Below are 25,078 nucleotides of genomic sequence, written 5' to 3' on the forward strand. Positions count from 1 at the left end.
GCCGATTATAAAAATTCGATTGTGGATGATTAAAACCTGTGATGCACCAAAGTGCAATCGAACAGCATATAAAAAAACCCGCTATTTCGCGGGTTTATCGAGATGATGTTGCAATGAATTTCGAATTTTGAGTATGACATAAATGGTCAGTATCGTAAGTAACAACATACTGCTGCTAAAAATCAGTATGCTTGAACTAACCCCCTGTGCATAGGCTGAACCCATGGTCAGCACTAAGATGAATAATACAGCAAGCATCTGTGTTGAATGCATACTGATACCCCTCGTATTCCTCATGATGTTTTAGGTAGTATGATTGTTTTTTATACTACCTTTCTCTCATCATAATCTCTTCCTACAAATTAGCAAGCTTTGGATTTTCAACCCAATGTCGAGCTTAAATTTGTTCGGGTTGCACCACAAACTGGCAAGATGCATCGGCATTTTCCACAAAGAAGACTTGACCAAATTCATCGCTACTCAAACGCAATTCTTTATAGTTCAGCGTGTAATAGCCCACATATTTCTGCATTAAAATCGGATGCATACCTGCCGCCAATTCATCTTGAGCTAAGACCAATTTCATTACCTGACGGTCATTCATCACCACCATGTAACGCTCATCTTGGACTTGGACGTAAACTAGACCTGTGCCTTTTGGCTGTAAAGGAATCAAAAACTTATGGTTCAGCGCAATCACACCGGCTGCATAGCTTTCAATTTTTTGGCTAATCACATTAAACACTAAACCATGTTCAAACTGGTCGAGTAGTAGGCTACGATTTTCCTGTGGCAAAAAGGTCGTGATCCCCAACTTTTGCAGATCTTGCTCACTGACTTGTTTGTTATTAAACAATACCCGTAATAAGGTTTGTTTTTGTTTGGCATCAAAAAACTGAGGGTCAAGCTGAAACGAATTGCTTTTTAAAATTTCACCCAAGGCATCACGATGACGTGTCAGTAAATTTTCGATGACTTTTCGATAGTAGAATTTACTGTTTTTCTTAACCCGACGCATTTTTTGATAAAAATACGGCGCATCAAATGGATGTCTCAAGAAATCATTTAACAGTTCTGAACTCGCCAATACCGCAATGGCATCATGCCCTGTAAACGGCAGATGCAACACATGCACATGCGGAATTAAAGCCTGTAGTTTTTCAAAGTGAGCGCGATCTTCTGGACAATAAGGATCATACACCACGATATATTCGCGTGTAGTCGATACATCTTCAGCAAGTACTCGCATATTGGCATGCAGATTAGGTTGAAAGAACATGCCATAGCGTGTATCGACAATGTCTTCAGGGTCTATGGAGAACTGTGGCACCATACTCACCACGCGCTGGAATCCAAATAAATTGGCATACTTAATGGCTGCATAGCCACCCATGGAACCACCATAGGCAATACGCAGATCAAATTGTTCAAGGATCGGTTTGATGGCTTGATACATCGGTTGCATTGATGATGCTGGAAACCACGATTTTTGTTTCGGCATCACACCGATCACATTAAAATCATATTTTTGCAAAGACTTCTCAGCATTAATGCTCAAGCCCTTGGCGCGGGTAATCAAATCACCGAAGGAGAAAATAAGCTCACGAGAACTGCCAGGCTGAAAAATGACACGAATTTGATCATCTTCAAAAATGATGTGCTTTTCCATTGTACTTTGCTCCAGTCCTTGTTGCGTCACGCTTTTCCTTCCTTGTTGCATTCAAAGTTTATCTTGTTCCGAATATGCTATTTTATAGAGGCCATACAGATTAAAAAGTGCAGAATATGACACATTCAATACATCCTGCCGCACAACAAGGCTTTAGCTCTGCAGCTGAACTCTATCAACAAGCCCGTCCTGACTACCCGATTGAAATCAGTGCGTGGCTACAACAACATTTAGCTTTAGCCCCTCAAGCCCATCTGGTGGACTTAGGCTCAGGTACAGGCAAATTTCTCGAGTATATTCGCCCACTCAGTGAAAATATCACCGCGATCGAACCTGTGCATGAAATGCTGCAACAATTGCAGAAAAAACATCCGCATATTGCAACTTTAGCCGCCCAAAGTGATCAGATTCCACTGCATGATCATTCTGTAGCAGCGGTATTTTGTGCCCAATCATTTCATTGGTTTGCCACCCCTGAAACCCTCAATGAAATCAGTCGTATCTTAGTTCCCAATGGGGATCTTGTTTTGATTTGGAACCAGCGTGATATCCAAGTCAATTGGGTCAAACAACTCGCTGATGTCTTGAGTGAACTCGAAGGTGACACACCACGTTATCATAGTGGGCAATGGCAAAAAGTGTTTGAGCAGCAGCAAACATTTAAATTAATTGCCGAAACCACCTTTCAACAATTGCATCATGGTACAGTGGAACACGTGGTTTCCAAACGATTATTGTCCACCAGTTTTATTGCAGCGTTAAGCACGGATGAACAACAAAAACTGAAACAACAATTTGAAAATATCATGGCTGAATCAACTCAAAAGACGGCACAGGATTTCATTGATTTCCCCTATATCACGCATGTCTATATCTTTAGAAAAACACATTAGGACACGATTATGCTCTTGCCAATCTCTTTAAAAAAACTCAGTGTCATCTTCCTCATGGGTACAGTCTTAGGACTCACTGCATGTGAAAAATCATCAAAAACGGTGGAACAAAATAGTGAAATCAGTTCCGACGATCAAATCATGAAAGAGCTGAATAGTGATCCTATTAAAAACTTTGCCAAGACCCCAGATGATCTACACGACCTCACGCTTCTGACGCAATATGACGAGAGCTTTAGTCAAATTAGCGATGAGATGGAAGATGAGCTGATGAAACTGCGTGAGGAAGGAAAACTCACTGATGAATTTGCCACACAGCGTAAGCGTGACAACATCCAGTCGGCGCTGAATATGCTCAAAGAACTCGAAATGAAAACTGAGCAAGGCCGTTATATTCAAGGCTTGATGTATCAATATTGGGACAATCAATCACAAATTTATCGTGAGAAAAATCAAGCAGCCGATGGCGAGTTAAAAAATCCAAGTGACAGTATCAAAGGTCTCGGTCAGTTTATTCATGCTCAAGAACAATTGGGACATTGGCAGGAACAATATCCTGAACTACAAAAAACTCGACAACCCTAATCATCCACCCTGTTGCAATCTATTTACCGAAATTCAACGTGGATGAATGAGAAGGTGACACGAGCTCAAAGACACAACATAAACTCAACTTCAAGGGCACATCCATGCCCTTGAAGTGATTGCTCAATCTTGATTTAAGCTATGGTCGTTCAGCATATTGTGGTAAATCACCTGCAATATCATCCCATTCTGCTTTGGATGCGACAAAGATATGACGGGGCGGTTTCTGCGTCAGAGGCGTGTCTAAAGTGCCTATTCGTAGACGGTAATAATCCGGCGTTTCGGCCTTTATACTGATGATCGGCGAACCACACTCACTACAAAAACAGCGCTGTGTGGTAGCGGTAGACGCATACTGTTTCAGAAACTGCTCACCAGCCACAATTTTAAATTCTGCTTTAGCAATCGGGGCATTGGTCGCAAATGCTGTACCATAGGCTTTTCTACACAGAGAACAATGACATTGCACGATCTCACCAATCGGACCATTGATCTCATAACAAACCGCTCCACACAAGCAGCTTCCAGTATATTGTTCTTGTAAGCGCATAGTGGTCTTTCTTAGAAGAATTTCATCTCAAAATATCACAACTTCTCAGCAAGATTGTGACAATTTGAAGCGCTTAGCTCTGCAAAGAAACCAGATAGTTTTGAACCCCTTCGCCCGCTGCTCGACCGGTTGCAAGGCATGCTGTCAGCAAATAGCCCCCAGTAGGCGCATCCCAATCCAACATTTCACCGCAAGCAAATACTGCAGGATTGCTCTTCAATTGTAAGCCATCATTTAGGACTGAACGCTTCACACCACCTGCGCAGCTAATCGCCTCATCTATCGGGCGAAATCCATCAAGGTGAATATCTAAATGTTTAATTTTCGCTGCTAGTAAGGCCGGCTCATGCCACAAAAATTTATCCACCAGTTCACGAACCAGCGCAGCTTTCGCCACATCTAAACCGGCTTTACGCCAAACATTGGTTAAAGATTGCTTTTTCGAAGGCTGTAATTTCTTAGCCAATTGCTCAACACTTTGATCTGGCAATAAGTCCAAAGTCAGCTGCATGGGCTGAGCAGATTTCACCTGTTGACGCAGTGCTCGACCTTGTTTGTAGATCAATCCACTTTCCAGTCCATAGTGTGAAATGATGATATCACCTTGGGTCGGCTCGGCTTGCTCGACCCATGCATTGACCCGCTTTAAAGGCTGTCCAAACACGGGCTGCATGAACTTCGACCAAACGCGTTCCACACCGGCATTACTGGCCTGAAAAGCTTCAATACTCTCAGGCTGCAGCCATTTTTGCCATGCGCCATCACTGCCTAAACGTGACCAAGACACTGCGCCACATGCCATAATAATTGCATCAAAGCCAAGCACTTGACTTGATTTATCAACAAGGTTTTGAATCGTTAGCTGATTGGACTGTAAGTCCAAAACTTGATGTCGATAATGAAACTGCACCCCATCTAGACTGAGACGTTTTAACCATGCACGCAGTAAAGGCGCAGCTTTCATTTCAATAGGAAAGACCCGACCCGATGAACCAATATAGGTTTCAATGCCCAACCCCTTCATCCATTGTTGAATCCATGCTGCATCCCACTGCTTAACCCATGGACTCAGCCATTCCACTTGATCATAGCGCTGCACAAATTGTTCAACGGGTTCTGCATGCGAAATATTCAGCCCCGTCTTGCCCGCCATTAAAAATTTACGGGCTGCCGATGGTTTTTGCTCATAAACATGAATGTCATAGTCAAATTGGCTAAGCACTTCCGCAGCCATCAATCCCGCAGGCCCTGCCCCAATGATTGCAATACGCTGAGTCATGCCCAATTATTCCGCAGATGCTTCGGTGGGTTGCTTACCTTGTAGCGGCTGAAAATCATCAAAACGTGTGGTGTAATCTACAGGCTTGGTAATGATTAGCTGCTGACAGAGTTCACCGCGTTCTAGATATTTAATTTCAAAATGCGTGCGTGCTGAAGTCTCTGCAATGCGTTCTTTGACAAAAGGTAGCTTCCAAACATCGATTAACTGCTGCTGTGCTTCCTCAATATATTCAGGAATATTACTCGCCAAGGTAATCTGACCACCCGGCTGCAAACGCGACAATAGAAATTCAAAAAATGGCATATTTAACCAGCGCTGTGCAGGATTATGCGGTTCAGGGTTTGGATACAAAATAAAGAATTGCTGTACTTGCGCAGGATGTAAGGCATGTACTACCCAAGGTAATGCATCAGCATGAATTGGAGTTAAATTGCTTTGCCCTTCAAGTTGATGCTGCTTTTGCATTGCCACAAATTTTTCACGTGTCCGCTCAACAGCAATCAATTGAAATTCAGGGTGATTGGCTGAAAATAATAATGCATGTTTACCTTTACCAGCCCCAATTTCCACACAAATCGGTGTGGAATCAATCGGCTGAAAATCACGGGGAGCTCGCATACGCTGCGCTTGAAATTGACGAATAGGCATAAACAGATCAAACTAAACAGAACGGCATAAGTCTAACAACTGCGACTGTATTTGCCTAATTGAATCATCCGTTTTTGCTGGAGTTAAGCATGCCCACCACCATGAATTGTCCACGCTGCGGCGCATTGACGACTTGGGAAAATAATGAATATCGCCCGTTTTGCTCAGATCGTTGTAAATTGATTGATCTCGGTGCATGGGCCAATGATGAATATCGTCTGCCGACACAAGATGCACCTCAGGCTGATGGTGGCCGTGAAGAAGATCAGTTCTAAATACGTTTAGCTCAGATTTAAATATAAAAAAAGGTCTAACTTAGTAGACCTTTTTTTATTTTAACGAATCCAGTTAAAGCATATTGCTTAACCCGCTTTACCAGCAACGAAAGGGTTATGTTGTTTTTCATAACCAATCGTACTCATTGGACCATGCCCTGAAATAAACTGGGTGTCATCTGGCAAGCTAAAACATTCACGCTGAATGGAGTCGAGTAATTGTTGATGGTTACCGCGTGGAAAATCTGTCCGGCCGATAGAACCTTTAAATAAAACATCACCCGTCCATAACACACCATATTTAGCGTTATAGAACATAACGTGGCCTGGTGTATGCCCCGGTGCAAAACGTACTTCAAACTCTTCTTCACCCAGTTTCAGTGTTTCGCCGCCTTCTAACCATTGGGTCACATGGACATTTTCAGGAATCGGAAAGCCATATTTGGCTGATACGTCTTGAATCATGTCGAGCCAAAATGCATCTTCTTTATGCGGGCCAATCACTGGAACATTCCATGCTTGGGTTAATGCGCCAACCGCACCTGCATGGTCTAAATGGCCATGTGTCAACCACAAGGCTTTGACCGTTAAACCGAGCGCTTCAACTTCAGCTTTTAATTTTTCCGGCTCTCCCCCTGCATCAATCAAGACCGCTTCTTTCGACTCAGAGTCCCAAACAATGGAACAGTTTTGTTGAAATGCCGTGACGGGAACGATTTTAACTTGCAACATAGGGCGAAAACCTCAAGGCGATGAATGGGCTAATGTTTGCTTTAAGGCATCAAGATTAGCTTGAAGTAATAAATTGAGCAATGCGACATGATCATCCCGCGCGTTTAATGCGGGAATATAGCCATATTCACCACCGCCTGCAGCTTGGAAAGTTTCAGCATTTTGCAGCGCCAACTCTTCTAGCGTTTCCAAACAATCCGCTGAAAATGCAGGGCTCATAACCTGTACCGATTTCACGCCTTGTTTGCCCCACGCTTCCAAAGTGGCATCGGTATAAGGTTTCACCCATTCTTGCTTACCAAAGCGCGATTGGAAACTAATCTCATACTGTTCAGCAGTTAAACCCAAGGCTTTTGCAACCAAATGACCCGTCACACGGCAACGATCTGCATAGGGATCACCTTTATCAGCATAAGGCTGTGGAATGCCATGAAAAGACATCAGCAACTTATCCGCGACCCCATGCTCCGCTTGATAATCACGCACACTTTGCGCTAAAGCTTGAATAAATAGCGGGTGCTGATAGTAGTCACGAATAATGGTCAAACCCGGCAAATTACGCTGCTGTGGAATCCATTTAGCAATGGCATCGTATAAAGGTGCCGTAGATGTTGCTGAATACTGTGGAAACAACGGAAATAATAGAATGTGGTCTTGAGGCTGCTCAGCCAATTGCGCTAAAGCGGTAGAAATCCCTGGATTACCATAAGTCATGGCCGGAATCACATTCAGTTCAAATTCTGGATATTTTGCTGTGAGATGCTGTTTTACTGCGGCAACTTGCTCAAATAAAATTTCACGCATGGGCGAATCATTACCCCAAACCATGTCATAAGCATGTGCAACACGTTTAGGGCGAAATGGCAAAATAAACAAACGTAGAATGATTTGCCATATCGGTTTCGGGATTTCAATCACCCGCTGATCTGACAAAAACTGTTGCAGAAAACGACGCACTGCGGGCACAGTTGGCGCATCAGGCGTACCTAGATTCGCCAGAATAATGGTGACTTTAGCTTTTTCGGCAGGCAACATTACGCTTATTCCATCAATTTCAATGACGCTAATGTAGCAGCTTTTTGTCTATTTAATAAAATAGATTAATATGCAGATTTAAATTGAAAAACTCGATCATTATCAAGCAAATTACTTTCTAGCAATTTTTGACCTTTACTGGTCACTTGCCACAACATCCGCTGACGGTCATCTCGGCCATTGGGCACAATCCAGTCATTCTGCCGCATCTGGCTTTTAATGCTGTGTAAAGCACGAATATTCACTTGTGCCCGCGCAACCGCATGAGCACGTGGCATCTCAATACGTGCATCATCCAAACCTGTTTCATTCAAAAACTCATTCATTCGTTTAGAGAAGAATTCTTCAGGGGTTGGATTAACAAAGGTTGCGCCTAAAATCGACAAGAGCTGCGCCCACGTCATTTTCTTCTGTACTTTTAATTCTTTGAAATTACCATCTTGATAAGCGTGCATGCGGTATTCAAATGAAAATAGTTCATGCATCGACACTTTTGGTAAAGATAAGAACGGATCAACTTCGCGTTTTCCCGACTCTGTTTCGAGTTGAACTAACTGGGCTTTTAAACGATCAATTTCATCATGTAAAGCTTGAGTATTCTGTGGTCGCACCCAACCTGTAACAGGATAGCGTTCTAGCATTTGTGGCATGTTCAATCGAACTGCCATTTCTAAATCACGCAAACTACGATAGGTAAAAACTTGATCAACTTCATTTTGTAATAGTTTTCTAAATTCTTTAAATTTTTCACGAAGTTCAGGTTTAGCATCATGTAACGCATCATCACGTGAATTTGGATCATCATGCATAAACACAATGACAGGTTTTTGCTTGGTCACCGCATAGATGTATTCAAGGTGCATATAGCCCACACCAGACACAGACTGCTCACCGTATTGACTACCCAATAAAATCATCACATAGTCACAATCGTCAATTTGACGACGTGCAAAAGCAGTGCTCAATGGTGTGCGTTGTTCTAGCCCCCATGAGAAAAACCCCATTCCCACAAGCGTCTGAGCCAAAATAATCCGTTCTGGCTGCATTTCGCTACCAGATGTGGAAATGAATACTTGATAACGCTTATCGAGCATTAGTGATCCTCTCCCGCTGCATAACGCACTCAGCATCGAATTGATCTTAGCTGGAAAATGCGACATGACTACCCCAATAAAAAACTAATTTTTTCATTTAACGTTGTCCAAAATGACTGATTTAGTCTTCTGAACTTATAAGTCCGATGTTGGCAATGTTCCAAGAAATATCATCTTGAATCAGGCGCGCCACAACCGGTTTTAAATTTTCCGCATTATTGCCACTGACATAGCATTCTATACGCAAACAATTTTCTCGTTTCTGATCAAATAATAACTCATTTTTAATCAAAATTCGGGCTGTTTGTCGTGCAACTGCAAAACCTGAGTCAATTAATGTCAGCTTCTGACCAAAAATATACTGAATTGCCGATTTTAGGAAGGGGTAATGTGTACATCCAAGCACTAAAAAATCTGCACCTTGATTTACAACTGGCTGTAAAACCTCAGTTAATGTGTTAAGACAAGCCTCACTCATCTGCGCACCTGCTTCTACAAAGGGTACTAATTCCAAACTGGTAACAGTCAGAACATTGACCCCTGCCGGCTCAGCAAAACGATGCATCACATCTTTAATCAACTTTCCACGAAAAGTCGCAGGCGTTGCAAGAACAGCCACTGTTTTACTTTTGGTCTGTAATACAGCAGGTTTTAAGGCAGGAACTAATCCAATAATCGGAAAGTTCTCACCGTAGTGTTCACGCAAATAATCCAAACTAAATGCCGATGCCGTATTGCATGCCACCACCGCGACTTTACAGCCTTGGCGGTATAACCACTCTATGGCATGTGCAGTCAACTCACGTATATTTTGATCATCACGTGGCCCATAGGGTACATGTGCAGTATCGGCATAATACACAATACGTTCATTCGGCAAGTAGCGCGCAATTTCTAAAGCCACAGATAAGCCACCAATCCCCGAATCAAATAAACCGATCGGTGCATCTGCGCCAGCTTTCGGCATGGGTACATCCAGTGGGTAAATGGGGTGAATGGCGGTCATAGGATCACTTATATGTTGTTCAGAATGACAAGGTGGAAAGCTTAAACCTCAGGTGCCTAATTGCAAGCGCAAATCACCACTTTGTAACACTAAAATGGATTCACCTTTTTCATTTTCAAGCAGTTCACCCATCTCAACCAAATGAAAGAATGCGGCACGCTGGATCAGTGCATTAATTCCAAAACGTACATGTACATAAGGGCGCAATTCACCTTGATATTCACGCATAAAAATAGGATGTTCATCATCCACAACAATCACGTCTTGTGTTGTGGTCGTAAACTGGATATAGCGCTTATTTTCTAGCTCAAGCATATCGACTTGATTAACAAATAAAGGCTCATCTTCTACCTGTATTTCAATCTGCTCGACTGGGGTCTTTAAATAGAACTTGCTGTCTTCTTTCCAAAGCACGGTTGAGAACAGATCAATGAGTGCTTGCCGTTTGATTAATTGACCATCGTGCCACCATTCGCCATTGGCTAAAACCTTCAAATCCATTGCACCACAATGCTTTGGATGCCATTGATCTAATGGGGGGATTGACCTTTTGTGACCGGACTGTCCATCTTTTAAGTATTGTGCAATGTTCATTAAATTTCTATCATCCCTATTAATGAATTTTTTCGTCGGGTTTTCGTTCAATTGCTGCTTCATCCGCCTAATAAATACCTTAGTGACGGAAAAATAATATGATTCAGCCAATTGGCTAGAACTCGGTTTAAAACTATACTAGCCCACAATATCAAAGACACGATAGAAAAATTGTGTCTGGGCATTAAGAACACTCATGGCAGCACCATTTAAATGAATTGAATGGATGCCACCTTCCGAAATATGAGGAGTCCTACATGGAACACATCGAACGTGAATCGATGGAGTTTGACGTAGTTATCGTCGGTGCAGGTCCTGCCGGCCTATCTGCTGCGATTAAAATTCGTCAACTTGCAATTGAAAATAACCTAAACGATCTGTCCGTTTGTGTCGTGGAAAAGGGCTCCGAAGTGGGTGCGCATATTCTATCGGGTGCTGTGCTTGAACCCCGCGCGATGAATGAATTGTTCCCAGATTGGAAAGAACAAGGCGCACCGTTAAATGTGCCTGTGACTGAAGATAAAACCTTCTTCTTATTGTCTGATGAAAAATCACAAGAAGCACCGCATTGGATGGTGCCAAAAACCATGCATAACGATGGCAACTATGTTATTTCGTTAGGTAACGTGGTTCGCTGGTTAGGTGCTAAAGCCGAAGAGTTAGAAGTGTCTATTTTCCCAGGCTTTGCTGCGTCTGAAATCCTTTACCATGAAGATGGTACTGTGAAAGGTATTCAGACTGGTGACATGGGCATTGGTAAAGATGGCGAACCAACGCACAACTTTACCCCTGGCTATGAACTTCACGCCAAATACACATTATTTGCTGAAGGCTGTCGTGGTCATTTGGGTAAACGTTTAATCCAAAAATTCAACTTAGATAAAGATGCTGATCCGCAACATTACGGTATTGGTATTAAAGAACTTTGGGAAATCGATCCTGCTAAGCACAAACCAGGTTTGGTGATGCACGGTGCAGGTTGGCCTTTAAGTGAAACAGGTTCTTCAGGCGGTTGGTGGTTATACCACGCTGAGAACAACCAAGTGACTTTGGGCATGATCGTTGACTTATCATATACCAATCCACACATGTATCCATTTATGGAAATGCAGCGTTGGAAAACACATCCACTGATCAAGCAATATCTTGAGGGTGGTAAGCGTATTTCTTATGGCGCACGTGCGGTTGTAAAAGGTGGCTTCAACTCACTACCTAAATTCACTTTCCCAGGTGGTAGCTTAATTGGTGATGACGCAGGTTTCCTAAACTTTGCGAAAATCAAAGGCTCTCATACAGCAATGAAATCAGGCATGCTGTGCGGTGAAGCTGTATTTGAAGCGATTGCTGCGGGTGTGGAAAAAGGTGGTGACCTTGCCATTGCACGTGTGACTGAAGGTGAAGACTTCTTCGCTAAAGAGTTAACTGCGTACACAGACAAGTTCAACAACAGTTGGTTGAAAGAAGAGTTATATAACTCTCGTAACTTCGGCCCTGCTATGCATAAGTTTGGTCAATGGATGGGTGGTGCGTTCAACTTTATTGATCAAAACATCTTTAAAGTGCCGTTCACGCTGCATGACTTACAGCCCGACTTCAGCGCTTTAAAAACTGTCGATGCTGCGAACTTCAAACCGAATTATCCAAAACCAGATGGTAAAATTACATTTGACCGTTTGTCTTCAGTATTCGTATCAAATACGGTACATGAAGAGAACCAACCTGCTCACTTGAAATTGACAGATGCTTCTATTCCTGTAAATGTGAACTTACCAAAATGGGATGAGCCTGCTCAGCGCTACTGCCCTGCTGGCGTTTATGAAATTATGGAAGAAAATGACGGTTCTAAGCGTTTCCAAATTAACGCGGCAAACTGTGTGCACTGTAAGACGTGTGATATTAAAGATCCATCACAAAACATTACTTGGGTAACACCTGAAGGTGGTGGTGGTCCTAACTATCCGAATATGTAATCTCTCTTGAGATAAAAATAAACCCGCTTAGGCGGGTTTGTTTATTTCAGTATTTTAGTGATAATTCAAATCGAAAATTGGCATCAACCATAATCTGATCGGCATAAACTTCATACAAACTAATCATAAAATAGTCAATAAAATCATTTCATGTAAAAATTTTATATGGTTTATTTGACACTCTCACTATATAAAACCTACTACTGAATTTTAATAGTTAACCTGTTAAAACTTATATCTTTTCCTAAATATTTTTCATCAGAAAAAAATCTAAAATCATATGTAAACCCATTATTTGATAATGAGAATATATTTACAAATTTATATTCGCTATTTTTTACTTCATCAGCCCTAATAAAAGATAAACTTTCATCTCTAAAACACTTTTCATTTAAAAATAAATTAGAATTAAAATGATGTTTTGCTGAAGGAGATAAAATTATATCGGTGATTTTATTATCTTGTAAATAAAGGACAATTTTTCCAGGCATCCCAAGTGTTTCCTTAGGTAACATATACATCCCCCAACTACCAACCCTACCATCCTTCAAAATATGTCGCTGAAATGGTCCTAAAATTTTAACGCTATTTAATTTATTTGTTTTTGCAATACTAATAAGCCCTTTTAAAGTATCACATATATTTTGACTATTCATAGTAACCTTTTCACTTATAGACAATTGCATATCATCAGAATGAGCATTAGAAAATTGACTGCAGGCTAAAAACAATAAGAAAAAAAAATATTTATTCTTCATTAATATACCCCCATTCTATTAAAGGGTCAGGATCACCTACTTGTAGAAACCAATACTCATCTTTAGCAGCATCATCGCCAGTTCGCCAAATAATACTATCAGCTTCGTAGTAATCAGATAAATTTGGTCCATAAAGCCGATGAACAAATTCTGACATTCCATCACTTAGAACTTTGCCTAGCTTAATTTCAGCTTTTCCAGTTTTTGGAAACTCAGGATATTTTAACTTTTCCAATGAAGATTTTTGTAATTTTTCCCACCAAGAATAAGGATTTACTGCTGGTATAGAAAAAACTCCATATTTTATGTAACCATTTCCATCAGGCACTTTTACTCCTAAATGTTTTTTTAAAATTTTTTCTGCTTCTTTTGCACATGTCGAATTTGTTAAGGCTCTATATTTTTTTTTGTCTTTTCCAGCACTTTCATTATTTACATATTCATTCTTCTCTTCATCGAAAATAATACTATTACTTTTCTTTCTAATTTTATTTACATCAAGAGCTATATTTTTAGCATGTTGTTCAGAAATTTTTAACCTATATAAATGAGTAACTTCAGTGATAGGATAATCACATGTTGAAGTATTACCTGTAATATTACTTTCATCTCCAGCAGGCCCATAGCTGAAAAAACTAAAAACTTCATCATTTTTTGTAACATAAAAAAAACCATGCCCCCACTCTGCAGTATTATTATTTTCAGGCAAAGGTGTTTTTAAATCATGGTGATTTCGTGTTTTTAACAAAACCGTTTTTTTAGGTAAGTATGCCAACTCGGGCAAATTTGTTTCCGTACCAATCACAACATAATATTCATCTAATTGAACTTCTGTTATTGGTTTCTCTACATTCGTTTCATATTCTTTATTTTTCATATTAAATATCTACATCTAAACTAAATTTTTCTTTCTCAGAGGTATAAATTCTCTTAGTTTTACCATCTTTATCCGTTATTCCTCTAATTTTCTTTCCATTAATATCAGTCAACACATAATTCGTATCTGGCATTAATGCTCCTTTATTATTCTTTAGAATAAACTGATGGGAATATGTATCCTTACTTGGCAAATATGGAACATCAAAGTTAATTTTTCCGCCCGATACAAACTTATGCTGCCCCGCCTTCACCTCAAACTTTCCAGCCGTAGTAGGCAATACACCCGCACTGCTGATTTCGATTTGACTACCGCCTGCTGTCAGTACTATTTTCTTACTCGCTTTAATTTCAACTGTATCTTCCGTGGAAATAATTTGAATACCTTTTCGGGCAATCAAATCTGCCCCATCACCTTGAGCTTGGATTTCAACTTTGCCTTTGCCTGCATAAGCTCGTAATCCTTCTTGTGCCGCAAATAGACTGATCTTGCTTTGTGCATGGGCAATTAAGGATTTTTGACTGCTAAGGTTGATGCTATCGCCTGCACTTTGGCTGATCTGTCCATCTGCTGAAAGATGAACATCTTCCTGACTACTCACAGCAATTGAGTTTGGTGCAGATAAAATCATTAAGGCTTGTTTAAAGGCATCAGCTTTTTCTTTACTGCCTTTTTCGATTTGTCCAAGGAAGTTTTTTAGGTTATCTAAGACTTCAAGTGGGTCAGTTTGTTGATTTTTCGCCACTTCACTTAAGGCTTTACTGCTGTTTAAATTGGCTTCGATTTGTTCTTTCGCCGCTTGTGCGTCGAGGTGCATTGCTGCTGCTTGTTGTTGTGGGTGTGTGCTGACAAGTAGCCCTTGTCCTGCACGCACTGCACCCCATTGGTCGGTTCTCAGTTCAAAGCCTTCGCCTCTTCCCTCACTTTCTGCGGTTTCTTTGGGATGACTGAGGTTCCCGAGGTTGAGCTGAGTGGCACCATGGGTGCTTTGTAATTGTGTCGATATTTGTCCAGTCGTGTCATCAAAGCGCAGTTGTCCAAAGCCTTCACCTTGGACTTCCTTACTTTTTATTCCAGCTAGTTTTTTGGTGTCTGGCAGTTTTCCTTTACCATCAAATTGGGTCGGACTGCGCTGTGCCTCATGTATACGCCCCACCACAAATGGTCGGTCGATGTTGCCGTCAAAAAAATCAATGACTACAATTTCATTAATGCGTGGCAAGAAGCGTGCGCCATAACCTTCACCTGCCCATGGAGTCAGTACATCGACCCATGCAGAGTCCGTATCATTATCATTGCTGCCTGCACCGCCATCATGGCTGTGGTCATCACCACGGGTAAATAAGAAGCGGACTTTGATACGCCCCCATTCATCGACATGTATTTCTTCACCACTTGGCCCAACGACTTTAGCACGTTGCGGATGGGTGCTTGGACGGTGTTCGAGTGGGTTATATTCAGGAACTGTCGAAATATTGCGGCGCTGTAATGTGAGCTGATTGGCCTGACGCTCGGCCTGTTCATGGATGGGTTTAATATTCCACTGGCTTTGTTCAATCAGTTGATTGACCTGTTCAGTGAGATCTTTGGGTAAGTTATTTTGGTTATAGAATTTCTTTTCTGTGATTAAAAATTGTTTGTCTGCACCACTGTGTTGATCAATTTCAGGGTGTTCATTCAGTTCAAACCAATAACCGACTTGTGTATCACGCACAGTCGATTGTGCACTGAATTTTTTAGATTGTAGCTCGTGATAGCGCGTTAGGTTTTGATTCAGTTTTTCAATTTGGCTATTGGATGAAGCCGTAGCTTGGTCTTCGCCTTTTAAGTCTTGCATCCATGCAGGGCTGATATGCCATGCTTGTTCCAAACTTAAGCTGGCATTGTCTTGGCTTTGGCTATGCTGATGTTTACTTTGAACTGAGCCTGCGCCTTCTTCTTGGCTGAGTCCATCAGCTTGCCAGCGCTGCACATGGACCGCAGTCGGTTGAATGCTACGCTCACCGATCAAGCTGGTGATGCTGTCTTGTTTTTCAGTGGCGCTAGAACGATGAAAGCGGATACTACGACGGCTGAGCGCTTGATATTGGCTATTGTCATCAATCAGGCGGAGTTTTTGTTTTTCAATTAGCACTGAGGAATGCGGCACTTTCAACTGTGCTTCATCGATGAGCCAGTTAATGCCTTCACTGCGCCAAAGTCGCGTTAAAAAGTCATAATCGCTTTCATTCGACTGCATGATGAAAGGTCGGACATCATAGTTTTGGCTTAAACCGCTTAGATCTAGCGTTAGACTGGCAGCAAAGAGCGGACTTTTGCTTTGCCATTCTTTAAAAAGAGTTTCACTGACATCACGCACCGATTTGTTCATAAACACACGGCTGTTGCGGCGCTTATGCCACAGCGATGTTGCATCTTCTAAAGTGAGTTTATATAGCGTGAGTGAACCGTCACTCTGCCCTTGGGTGGCTTCGGTAATAATACCCGTGGTACGGAAGAGTTCGCCCTGATCAGTCACTTGATCAACCGCGACCTGTGCGCCAATAAATTGTTTTAACGGAATAAGGGCATTGGTGGATAGGCAAATCAAAGTCGCTTGCAGGCCTTGGTTTAAGACATGCTCCCCATCAATACGTTGAATAAAAAGCTCATCATTCAACGCAGGGTTGGAAAATTGCACATGAATGGCACGTTTTTGGGCAGATAAGCCTAATTTTTCAAGTATAAGAGCAATCGAATTTAACATTTTAAAAGTCTGTTTTTTAAACTTTGTATAATTATGCTGCGAATGATATAGGCTAGCCATCAGACTTGACCAGCCTATTTTATTAATAAAAATGTAACATCTTAATAATTATTATTTTTTACAATCTCTTAAATTAACCTTTCTGAACCAAATAATGGAATTCTTTATTTCCATTTTCATCAAGACGTTCTTCTTGAAGCAAAAGCTCATGCCCTAAATGCATACAAAATTTCGGAATATCCCAAGAGGTCGAATTATCTGTTGCAAAAACCTCAACAATATCGCCCGATTTTGATTTACGAATGGCTTGATGCAACATCATCACAGGCTCAGGGCAACGTAAGCCACGGGTGTTTAATTGAATTGATGGGGGCACAGAAGGCTCAGACATTAGAAAACTCAGCATTAAAATCTAACGCTATTTTAGCATAATCCTGAAGACTGAATGTTAGCTTGAAAAATGCAGGTGAAAGTCTCTTAAAATGACTTGATCGCTCATCATCTAGATCAACATTAACAATAGACAACTGTATTTTCTACGGTATGATAAAATCATCATTTATTAGATATTAAGAGTCTTTAGGAAAGATCATGCAAGAGGAATCCGGCCCGTCGTGGGGCATGCGCGGCTTACGTAAATGGCTGGGCACTGCACCAGAAACCCGTGACGAACTGTTGAAATTGGTACAAGATTCACGTCGCTTCTTAGAACCCGATACAGTTGCCATGCTCGAAGGGGTACTCGACTTACCTGCAACTAAAATCCGCGAGGTCATGACCCCCCGTACTGCGATGATCAGCTTACAAGAAGATGATGAGCTATTAGATATTTTGCATGTACTTGTTGAATCAGCACACTCACGTTTCCCTGTCTTTTCCTCAGACCAGCCTGACAATGTCGTCGGTATTCTCTTGGCCAAAGATTTGTTGCCATTTTTGACAGAACCGACCACCAAAGTCGATATTCGTGCATTAATGCGTCAACCCTTATTTGTACCCGAGAGCGCACGCTCTGACCAAGTTTTACGTATGTTAAAAAATACTCAAACCCATATCGCTGTTGTGATTGATGAATATGGTACAACTTCAGGTTTAGTCACTTTAGAAGACATTCTTGAAGAAATTGTGGGTGAAATTGAAGATGAACATGACAAAGTCGATGAAGAAGCTCAATTTATCATTCCAGATGAAGACCCACTAAGTGCAAATACATGGTTGGTTCAAGCACTTACACCAATTGAACACTTTAACAATCTTTTAGATGCTGATTTTTCAGATGATGAAGTAGAAACTGTGGGCGGCTTACTGCTACAAGAAATGGGCTTGGTCAGTGATTTACAAGGTCAAGTGATTGAACTTGAAAACTGGGAATTTACCATTTTGGAGGCAGATGCACGTACCATTCATCTGATCCGAGCTGTCCGTAAATGAGAACCTACTTTGATAAGCTGCTAAACCATTCACAACAAAAAAAACAGCTACCTTTCATCTATCCTTTGCTGATCGCATTATTTTCAGGTGCCATATTCAGCTTGTCGCTGGCACCTTATCATTATTGGTGGTTGGCAATTTTATCTCCAGCCCTGCTATATGCCTGCCTAAGTCAGCGTGCCCCTAAACAATCGTTTTTCATTGGTCTAGCTTATGGCTTTGGCTTATGGTTTGTCGGGGCTTTTTGGCTGTATACCTCGATCCATGTCTATGGTGATACCAATTCAGCACTCAGTATTTTGATGATTGCCATTATGGCAATTGTGATGGGGCTGTTTACCGCAGTTCAGAGTTGGCTCTACCGACGCTTCTTTCCAGAAACACCACTGACCTTTGCGCCACTGTGGGTGTTTTTCGAGTGGAGTAAAACTTGGGTCTTTACCGGTTTTCCATGGCTGTTTGCAGGTTATGCCTTTACTGAACGATTCCTCGATGGCTATGCGCCATTATTCGGGATCTTTGGAGTATCTTTCGCGGTCATTGTATTGGCCTGCGCCTTGGTTGAAATCCTGCGTAAACGCATCTTTTGGATTGTTCCCTCTGCCCTTGTTTTGCTCGGTGCATGGGGTGCAGCGCAACTGCAATTTGTTCAGCCTAAAAATGAAAAACCGCTGAGTGTTTCCTTAATTCAAGGCAATATTCCACAAGATTTAAAATGGTTAACAGAATACCAAGCTCAAACCTTAATGAAGTATGCGTCATTAAGTCGGACAGAATGGGGCCGTGATGTCATTGTTTGGCCAGAATCCTCCATTCCCATGTTCCAAACCGATATAGAGCCGTTTTTGGATGCGATGAAAGTCCAAGCCAATAAAACAGGTACGGCTTGGGTGACAGGTATTCCCTATTGGGACTTGGCAGAATCACAGCAAAACCAACACCCTATGTATTACAACACCATCATGGCAACTGGTGATGAATCTTCTGGTCTATACAAGAAGCAACGTCTAGTCCCCTTTGGTGAATACATTCCACTTTCAGGGATGCTAAGTTGGGTACTACCTGCCCTACAAAATGACCCGTCGATGAGTGGCTTTTCACGTGGTGAAAATAACCAAAAGCCTTTGAATGTTAAAGGTCATGATTTAGGTGCTGCGATTTGCTATGAAGTGGCTTATCCCAACTTAACCCGTCGTAATGCCAGTCAAAGTGACTACCTAGTGACTATTTCCAATGACGCATGGTTTACTGGAACAGCGAGCCCGCATCAACACCTACAAATGGTTCAAATGCGTGCCAAAGAAAATGGCCGTTGGTTTATTCGTGCAACCAATACAGGTATTACCGCCTTTATTGATCATAATGGTCACATTGTGAAGCAGGCACCGATGGATAAAGATGCGGTACTGCGTGGTGATTTACCTGCCATGCAAGGCGAAACGCTTTACACTCGCTTAAGTGATTGGCCTGTGTTGATTTTTTCATTCTTGTTATTGGTTCTCGGTTGGATTTATCGCCCGCGTAAAGTTGATATTTCTTTTAAATCACGCCGTTGATTCCGCTACAAAAGATCAAAAAAAACCGAGCTTTGGCTCGGTTTTTTATTGATAAACGTTCAACGTGTCAGCTCATCCTACTTTTTCAAAGTAACTTGGTGCCTAGGGGAATCTCTGCATCAGGCACACAAAGAGCAACATGCCCCTCTGCATTATGAAAACCTGTGACCAAACACTCTGACTGGATCGGACCAATTTGTTTTTTTGGAAAATTTACGACGGCAACGACTAATTTTCCCACTAGATTTTCCGGCTGATATAGCTGTGTAATTTGTGCACTGGACTTTTTAATGCCCAACTCCTCTCCAAAATCCACATGGAGAATGTACGCGGGTTTACGTGCTTGCTCAAAGACTTCAGCCTGCACAATTTTCCCCACACGTAATTCAACTTTCAAAAAATCTTGCCAATCGATCTGTTGCATTTTTCCCTCTTTCTATTCTTTGTTGTACTTCATCTGACTATTTATGCATTATAAAAATTTCATTCAGGCTGACGATATGTGAAGCAGACATTCGATGCGCCAAAACGGACAAAGCAAGGTTATGTTAGAGCGCGTACCATGTAGAAGTATGCACTGATGTACGCTAGGAACTGTTCATTTGCACGGGACATAAAAAAACTGGAGCAAGCTCCAGTTTGGAAAGTTTAATTTTGGGGTTATAACTGCGTAACTAAATAGGAAAGCATGGCAGCTAAAGATACCATTGGAATATATCGATAAAGACGAACAACCATTTGTTCGATGGCAGATGCATGTTCTTGTTTTAAATTTGCCACAGTCGCTTTTAATGCAGACCAAAAACTTAAAGCCAGTAATGAACTCATTAAGCTCATGGCAAAGAAGCCCACCATAATTTGGCTACTGCCCTCAGTGCTTTGCCATAAATACACAATGCCTTGACTGATCGGCAGAATACTTAAGATCAAAAGAACAGATTTCAGCATAGACCAATGAAATTGGTTAATTTCATCCGTTAATAATAATGCTTTCATACTATCCTCCATGGCTAAAAAAGTACCATAAAAGATATTATGCGCGGTTTTATTTAAATGAAAAGCCTATATTTATTCATATTTTGCGATTATTGTAATCAATAAAATTGGGAATAATTCTTATTATAAATATCACATATTTCATATTATGTTATTTAAAGTAAATTCAAAAACTTAATATTAATTTTATAATTAAGATTTATTATCACTTCACTCAATATTGAAACATCCTATTAAGTGAAGTGATTAATTCCATTAAAACTGAATTTATAATTATTCTCAGTTAGTGTTTATAGTAAATATCGGCATCATTTTCTTCACCGCCAGACTGACCATCCGCACCAAATGAATAAAGATCATAAGGACGGCCTTCAGAACCTGGGATCACATATTGAATGTCATTGTCCCAACTGTCTTTTGGATAGCCACCTTTGATATAGCCACCCGGCAACCAGTTTTTAGCAGACTCAGGTTTAGTGACCAAAGCATTTAATCCACCGTCTTGCATTGAAGGGAATTTACCATTATCCATTTTGTATTGATCTAATGAGCCAGCGACACTTTTTAAAGTAATTGCTGTGGTATCAACTTTGGCTTTTTCACCACGGCCCATCACGTTCGGTACAATCAGCGCAGCCAAAACACCTAAAATGACAATGACCACCATCACTTCAATTAAAGTAAAACCTTGTTGCTTCATATTTTTTGTCTTCACTTGCATGTTACAAATCTCTGTTCACATCATTGTTCGAATGTCTTAAATCATATTATTCATATTCACGATTGGCAGCATCACAGCAATCACGATCACCAGTACAATGCTCGCCATAAATACCAACATCAGCGGTTCAAGCAACGCCAATAAAGTTGAAATTAAAGTCGTCACTTCTCGGTCTTGCATCGTCGACGCACGTTCTAGCATCCGGTCTAATTCGCCTGAACTTTCACCACTTTTGATCATTTGTACCATCATCGGTGGGAAATAACCACTTCGCTCAAGCTGTGTTGCTAAATTACCACCTTCTGTTACTTTCTCTGCCGCAAGGTTGACCGAATCTCGAATCACCCAATTATTACTGACCGCTGCGCCAATTTTTAAAGCATCGACCAATGGCACGCCAGACTTGGTTAAAATCGACAAGGTACTGGCAAAACGAGCGGCATTAATGCCTTTAGACAGTTTGGAAAATAACGGTAATTTCAAGGTCAATCGGTCAAAGGCATAATGTCCCGCCGCTGTTCTGAGGAATCGAACCAAGAGAAAAATCGAGACTACGCTACCGACCAATAAAAATGGCCAGGCCATTCGAATAAAATCACTGGCTTTCATTAAAGCGACCGTTATCCACGGCAAGGCATCTTTGCTTTGGTCAAAGGTTTTGACAATATCTGGGACCACATAGGTCATGAGTCCCATCACAATACCGAAAGACATTAACATCAGGATGATGGGATAAATCATCGCACCCTGCACTTTTTTTTGCATGGCAAAGCGGTTTTCGGTGTAATCGGCAAGTTGGTCGAGAATGAGATCGAGATGACCTGAACGCTCACCTGCTGCAATCGTGGCAATATACAGTTCAGGAAAGCGTCCCGCTTGTTGTAGTGCGTTGGCTAAAGAATGCCCTTCCAAAACTTTAGAACGCACCGACATCAACAGGTTTTGCACATGGGCTTTTTCGTTTTGTTTTCCCACAGCACGAATCGCTTCTTCTAATGGAATTGCAGCGGCAACCAAAACTGAAAGTTGGCGAGTCAATAAAGCCAAGTCATAGGCATTCAGCCCTTTTTGAAACAAGCGCTGCTGCGTGTGTTTGTCTTTTTGCTCTATCGGATCGACAGCAACTGGAATAAGTGACTGATCTCTGAGCTGTTGACGAATTTGACGCGCAGAATCACCCTCAAGTACACCCTTCTGCTGCTTCCCTGAAGCGTCTATGGCAGTAAACTGATATGCAGGCATTGTAATGCTCTAATTTTCCAAAATTTCTATCAGCGCAGTTGCGTCTGACCATCAAAATCATTCATATTCTTAGATATAAAATATGAGCTCACTCTAACACAACTCCTTTACGATCACGACGAAATTTAATCAGGAACTTATCCACGTTTTATGGCAAATTCAGCGAGCATTGCAACACCTATTTACCGCGTTCGAGTCGCCGTTCCGGTATATTTATACGACTGCTTCGATTACAGCTTAAGCCAAGAGCAATACCAACAAGCTGAAGTAGGTGCACGCGTTGCTGTATCTTTTGGTCGGCAAAATTTGACCGGCATCATCGTGGAAAAAATTGCACCCGATGCACCACTCGATTCAAGCTTTAAACTCAAGGCCATTACTGAACTTCTTGATGATCGTGCCATTTTAGATGAGAAAGTTTTAAATTTATTGACATGGTCTGCACAGTATTACCAATTTCCGATTGGTGAAGTGATGCAAAGTGCCCTTCCGACGCTGTTACGCCAAGGAAAGCCCTATAATTTACTGGCACGGACATGGAATCTGATCGACCATAATGCTGAAGCCAAAATTAAACGTTCAGAGCGTCAGCAAGAAGCGTATAAAATACTAAAATTACATCCCACAGGCACAGGTGAAAATCTTTTAAATTTGTCAGGTGTGGAAACAGCAACACTCAAAGCATTAGAGAAAAAAGGTATCTGCCAATGTGTCTTGGCCGAACAGGACTTTAGCCCGATGCCTATGAGCATGGCGCAAATGCCACTTACGGCAAACCCTGACCAAAAAAAAGCGATCGATACCGTATTAAAAGCACGTAAAAAATATCAGGCCTTCCTGCTCGATGGCTTAACTGGCAGTGGTAAAACTGAAGTCTATTTACAAATCATGCAAGAGGTTCTCAAGCAAGGCAAACAGGTCTTGGTTTTAGTGCCTGAGATTGGACTCACCCCACAGACGATTAGCCGCTTCCAATCACGTTTTCATTGCAATATTGCCCTATTACATTCGGGGCTAAACGATTCAAAACGTATGCAAGCTTGGCAAGCTGCGCAAACGGGCAAGGCTTCAATTATCTTAGGCACACGTTCTGCGATTTATACGCCACTGCCTAATCTAGGTTTAATTGTGATTGATGAAGAGCATGATCTGTCCTTTAAACAACAAGAAGGCTTTCGCTACCATGCACGCGATGTTGCTCTGTTCCGTGGACATTTAGAGCAATGTCCTGTCATTCTTGGCTCTGCCACACCTAGTATTGAATGCTATGCCCTTGCCAAACAAGGCAAGATGACAATTTTGGAACTAAACCAACGCGCAGGCACCGCGGTCATGCCGAAAATACACATCCTTGATTTGAAAGTGGCACAGAAACAGCATGGAATTAGCCAATTATTAATTGGTGAAATCCGTAAGCGCCTAGAAAAAAAAGAACAGGTGTTAGTGTTCTTAAACCGTCGCGGATATGCCCCGGTTTTAATTTGTGAAAGCTGTGCATGGCAGGCCAAATGTCCGCACTGTGATGCCAATTTCACGGTTCATCGCACACCTTATCAACATTTACATTGTCATCACTGCGGCACCATTCACCGTATGCCAGATCACTGTCCACAGTGTAATCATCAGGAGCTCAAATCTATTGGGATGGGCACAGCCAAAGTTGAAGAAAGTTTAAATGAGTTATTTCCTGAACATGACATCATTCGAGTGGATCGTGACTCAACCAGCCGCGTTGGTAGTTGGCAAAAGATTTATGACAAAATTCAAAAAAGTGAGCCTGCTATTTTGCTTGGTACGCAAATGCTGGCCAAAGGTCATCATTTCCCTTACGTCACCTTGGTGGCGATTTTAGATATCGATTCAGGTCTGCTGAGTGTGGACTTCCGTGCCATCGAGCGTACTGCACAGCTCATTGTACAAGTCACTGGGCGTGCCGGCCGTGGTGAACGTAAAGGCGATGTGTTTTTACAAACCCTAAGACCCGACCATCCGCTTTTGAATATTTTGGTCAATGAGAACTACCGAAAATTTGCCAAAGAAACCATGAAAGAACGGGAAATGGCACAAATGCCACCGTTTCGCTATGCCGCATTGGTACGCTGTGAGTCAAAAAACCAAGAACTCAATACTGAATTTTTACAGCAACATGCCCAATTGCTGCGTCAGGACTCTGCTGGAATTATTGACATTTGGGGGCCGATTCCTGCCCCGATGGAGCGCAAAGCAGGGCGTTACCAATCCCACATGGTTTTGCTGTCAACAGATCGTGCACGCTTACATTATTATCTGCGTTATTGGTGGCAAAACATCTTACATAACAAGCCATCAAATATGAAATTGAGCCTCGATATAGACCCACAGGAACTCAGTTAAACGCGTACAATTCAGTCTGAAAATATCAGTCATACTGAATTGCAA

The 25,078-nt window shown here is 41.6% G+C and carries 25 protein-coding genes; 7 read left to right on the forward strand and 18 right to left on the reverse strand.

Annotated elements, in window-relative coordinates; translation table 11 throughout:
* Positions 1 to 81: 81 nt before the first annotated feature.
* Entirely contained in the window at positions 82 to 273 is a 192-nt protein-coding gene (locus LXF01_RS14550) for a hypothetical protein (RefSeq protein ID WP_078189765.1), read from the reverse strand.
* A gap of 124 nt (positions 274 to 397) precedes the next feature.
* Positions 398 to 1,669 carry an alpha/beta fold hydrolase gene (locus LXF01_RS14555; RefSeq protein WP_233945489.1) on the reverse strand — a complete coding sequence of 424 codons (1,272 nt, stop codon included), beginning with the start codon at positions 1,667 to 1,669 and terminating at the stop codon, positions 398 to 400.
* A gap of 116 nt (positions 1,670 to 1,785) precedes the next feature.
* On the opposite strand from LXF01_RS14555, the gene LXF01_RS14560 reads away from it, so the two are divergent.
* Complete coding sequence (locus LXF01_RS14560; protein ID WP_233944619.1) at positions 1,786 to 2,562, forward strand: class I SAM-dependent methyltransferase; 777 nt, start codon at positions 1,786 to 1,788, stop codon at positions 2,560 to 2,562.
* A 9-nt stretch (positions 2,563 to 2,571) separates the two neighbouring features.
* Entirely contained in the window at positions 2,572 to 3,147 is a 576-nt protein-coding gene (locus LXF01_RS14565) for a hypothetical protein (protein ID WP_233944620.1), read from the forward strand.
* A gap of 139 nt (positions 3,148 to 3,286) precedes the next feature.
* Here LXF01_RS14565 and LXF01_RS14570 read toward each other — a convergent pair whose 3' ends face one another.
* From LXF01_RS14570 to LXF01_RS14580, 3 genes are all read right to left on the reverse strand, one after another.
* Positions 3,287 to 3,697, reverse strand: a complete 411-nt coding sequence (locus tag LXF01_RS14570; RefSeq protein WP_233944621.1) for a GFA family protein — start codon at positions 3,695 to 3,697, stop codon at positions 3,287 to 3,289.
* A 73-nt stretch (positions 3,698 to 3,770) separates the two neighbouring features.
* Entirely contained in the window at positions 3,771 to 4,976 is a 1,206-nt protein-coding gene (locus LXF01_RS14575) for a TIGR03862 family flavoprotein (protein ID WP_233944622.1), read from the reverse strand.
* A gap of 6 nt (positions 4,977 to 4,982) precedes the next feature.
* The gene (locus LXF01_RS14580) at positions 4,983 to 5,633 is read right to left on the reverse strand and encodes an SAM-dependent methyltransferase (protein WP_180026647.1); all 651 of its coding nucleotides are present in this window, start codon (positions 5,631 to 5,633) and stop codon (positions 4,983 to 4,985) included.
* An 83-nt stretch (positions 5,634 to 5,716) separates the two neighbouring features.
* On the opposite strand from LXF01_RS14580, the gene LXF01_RS14585 reads away from it, so the two are divergent.
* On the forward strand, positions 5,717 to 5,902 hold the full coding sequence (locus tag LXF01_RS14585; RefSeq protein ID WP_078189771.1) for a DNA gyrase inhibitor YacG: 186 nt from the start codon (positions 5,717 to 5,719) through the stop codon (positions 5,900 to 5,902).
* A gap of 87 nt (positions 5,903 to 5,989) precedes the next feature.
* Here the strand turns inward: LXF01_RS14585 and LXF01_RS14590 are convergent, their stop codons facing one another.
* The 5 genes from LXF01_RS14590 to LXF01_RS14610 all read right to left on the reverse strand — a co-directional run bounded on the left by LXF01_RS14590 (position 5,990) and on the right by LXF01_RS14610 (position 10,426).
* Positions 5,990 to 6,634, reverse strand: coding sequence for an MBL fold metallo-hydrolase (locus LXF01_RS14590; protein WP_180078086.1), 645 nt, complete (start codon positions 6,632 to 6,634; stop codon positions 5,990 to 5,992).
* A gap of 12 nt (positions 6,635 to 6,646) precedes the next feature.
* Complete coding sequence (gene hemH, locus LXF01_RS14595) at positions 6,647 to 7,669, reverse strand: ferrochelatase (RefSeq protein ID WP_233944623.1); 1,023 nt, start codon at positions 7,667 to 7,669, stop codon at positions 6,647 to 6,649.
* 65 nt (positions 7,670 to 7,734) lie between these two features.
* Positions 7,735 to 8,763, reverse strand: coding sequence for a DUF4062 domain-containing protein (locus tag LXF01_RS14600; protein WP_180089038.1), 1,029 nt, complete (start codon positions 8,761 to 8,763; stop codon positions 7,735 to 7,737).
* Positions 8,764 to 8,884: 121 nt separating this feature from the next.
* On the reverse strand, positions 8,885 to 9,769 hold the full coding sequence (gene murI, locus LXF01_RS14605; RefSeq protein ID WP_067764041.1) for a glutamate racemase: 885 nt from the start codon (positions 9,767 to 9,769) through the stop codon (positions 8,885 to 8,887).
* Between the two features lie 48 nt (positions 9,770 to 9,817).
* A complete protein-coding gene (locus tag LXF01_RS14610; RefSeq protein WP_233944624.1) occupies positions 9,818 to 10,426 on the reverse strand; it encodes a DUF1285 domain-containing protein in 609 nt (202 codons plus the stop codon).
* Positions 10,427 to 10,620: 194 nt separating this feature from the next.
* On the opposite strand from LXF01_RS14610, the gene LXF01_RS14615 reads away from it, so the two are divergent.
* On the forward strand, positions 10,621 to 12,333 hold the full coding sequence (locus tag LXF01_RS14615; RefSeq protein ID WP_233944625.1) for an electron transfer flavoprotein-ubiquinone oxidoreductase: 1,713 nt from the start codon (positions 10,621 to 10,623) through the stop codon (positions 12,331 to 12,333).
* A gap of 200 nt (positions 12,334 to 12,533) precedes the next feature.
* Here the strand turns inward: LXF01_RS14615 and LXF01_RS14620 are convergent, their stop codons facing one another.
* From LXF01_RS14620 to tusA, 4 genes are all read right to left on the reverse strand, one after another.
* Positions 12,534 to 13,091, reverse strand: a complete 558-nt coding sequence (locus tag LXF01_RS14620; RefSeq protein ID WP_233944626.1) for a hypothetical protein — start codon at positions 13,089 to 13,091, stop codon at positions 12,534 to 12,536.
* The gene (locus LXF01_RS14625; RefSeq protein ID WP_233944627.1) at positions 13,081 to 13,968 is read right to left on the reverse strand and encodes a hypothetical protein; all 888 of its coding nucleotides are present in this window, start codon (positions 13,966 to 13,968) and stop codon (positions 13,081 to 13,083) included. Before LXF01_RS14625 ends, LXF01_RS14620 begins: the two co-directional genes overlap by 11 nt.
* A gap of 1 nt (position 13,969) precedes the next feature.
* The gene (locus tag LXF01_RS14630) at positions 13,970 to 16,714 is read right to left on the reverse strand and encodes a type VI secretion system Vgr family protein (RefSeq protein WP_233944628.1); all 2,745 of its coding nucleotides are present in this window, start codon (positions 16,712 to 16,714) and stop codon (positions 13,970 to 13,972) included.
* 133 nt (positions 16,715 to 16,847) lie between these two features.
* The gene (gene tusA, locus LXF01_RS14635; protein ID WP_078189780.1) at positions 16,848 to 17,105 is read right to left on the reverse strand and encodes a sulfurtransferase TusA; all 258 of its coding nucleotides are present in this window, start codon (positions 17,103 to 17,105) and stop codon (positions 16,848 to 16,850) included.
* 200 nt (positions 17,106 to 17,305) lie between these two features.
* On the opposite strand from tusA, the gene LXF01_RS14640 reads away from it, so the two are divergent.
* Together LXF01_RS14640 and lnt are read left to right on the forward strand one after the other, a co-directional pair.
* Positions 17,306 to 18,145, forward strand: coding sequence for an HlyC/CorC family transporter (locus LXF01_RS14640; protein ID WP_078189781.1), 840 nt, complete (start codon positions 17,306 to 17,308; stop codon positions 18,143 to 18,145).
* Positions 18,142 to 19,701, forward strand: coding sequence for an apolipoprotein N-acyltransferase (gene lnt, locus LXF01_RS14645; protein WP_233944629.1), 1,560 nt, complete (start codon positions 18,142 to 18,144; stop codon positions 19,699 to 19,701). Before LXF01_RS14640 ends, lnt begins: the two co-directional genes overlap by 4 nt.
* A gap of 85 nt (positions 19,702 to 19,786) precedes the next feature.
* On the opposite strand, the gene LXF01_RS14650 is transcribed toward lnt, so the two are convergent.
* The 4 genes from LXF01_RS14650 to gspF all read right to left on the reverse strand — a co-directional run bounded on the left by LXF01_RS14650 (position 19,787) and on the right by gspF (position 22,660).
* Complete coding sequence (locus tag LXF01_RS14650) at positions 19,787 to 20,125, reverse strand: tRNA-binding protein (protein WP_111885638.1); 339 nt, start codon at positions 20,123 to 20,125, stop codon at positions 19,787 to 19,789.
* Positions 20,126 to 20,361: 236 nt separating this feature from the next.
* Positions 20,362 to 20,697, reverse strand: coding sequence for a hypothetical protein (locus tag LXF01_RS14655; RefSeq protein ID WP_078189783.1), 336 nt, complete (start codon positions 20,695 to 20,697; stop codon positions 20,362 to 20,364).
* Between the two features lie 283 nt (positions 20,698 to 20,980).
* Positions 20,981 to 21,418: a type II secretion system major pseudopilin GspG gene (gspG, locus tag LXF01_RS14660; RefSeq protein WP_078189784.1), complete on the reverse strand. Its 438-nt coding sequence runs from the start codon at positions 21,416 to 21,418 to the stop codon at positions 20,981 to 20,983.
* 36 nt (positions 21,419 to 21,454) lie between these two features.
* The gene (gene gspF, locus LXF01_RS14665) at positions 21,455 to 22,660 is read right to left on the reverse strand and encodes a type II secretion system inner membrane protein GspF (protein WP_180034999.1); all 1,206 of its coding nucleotides are present in this window, start codon (positions 22,658 to 22,660) and stop codon (positions 21,455 to 21,457) included.
* 150 nt (positions 22,661 to 22,810) lie between these two features.
* Between gspF and LXF01_RS14670 the strand changes: the two genes are divergently transcribed.
* Positions 22,811 to 25,033, forward strand: a complete 2,223-nt coding sequence (locus LXF01_RS14670) for a primosomal protein N' (RefSeq protein WP_233944630.1) — start codon at positions 22,811 to 22,813, stop codon at positions 25,031 to 25,033.
* Positions 25,034 to 25,078: the final 45 nt, after the last annotated feature.

The sequence above is a fragment of the Acinetobacter sp. SH20PTE14 genome, from assembly GCF_021391555.1.
Lineage (GTDB): Bacteria > Pseudomonadota > Gammaproteobacteria > Pseudomonadales > Moraxellaceae > Acinetobacter > Acinetobacter amyesii.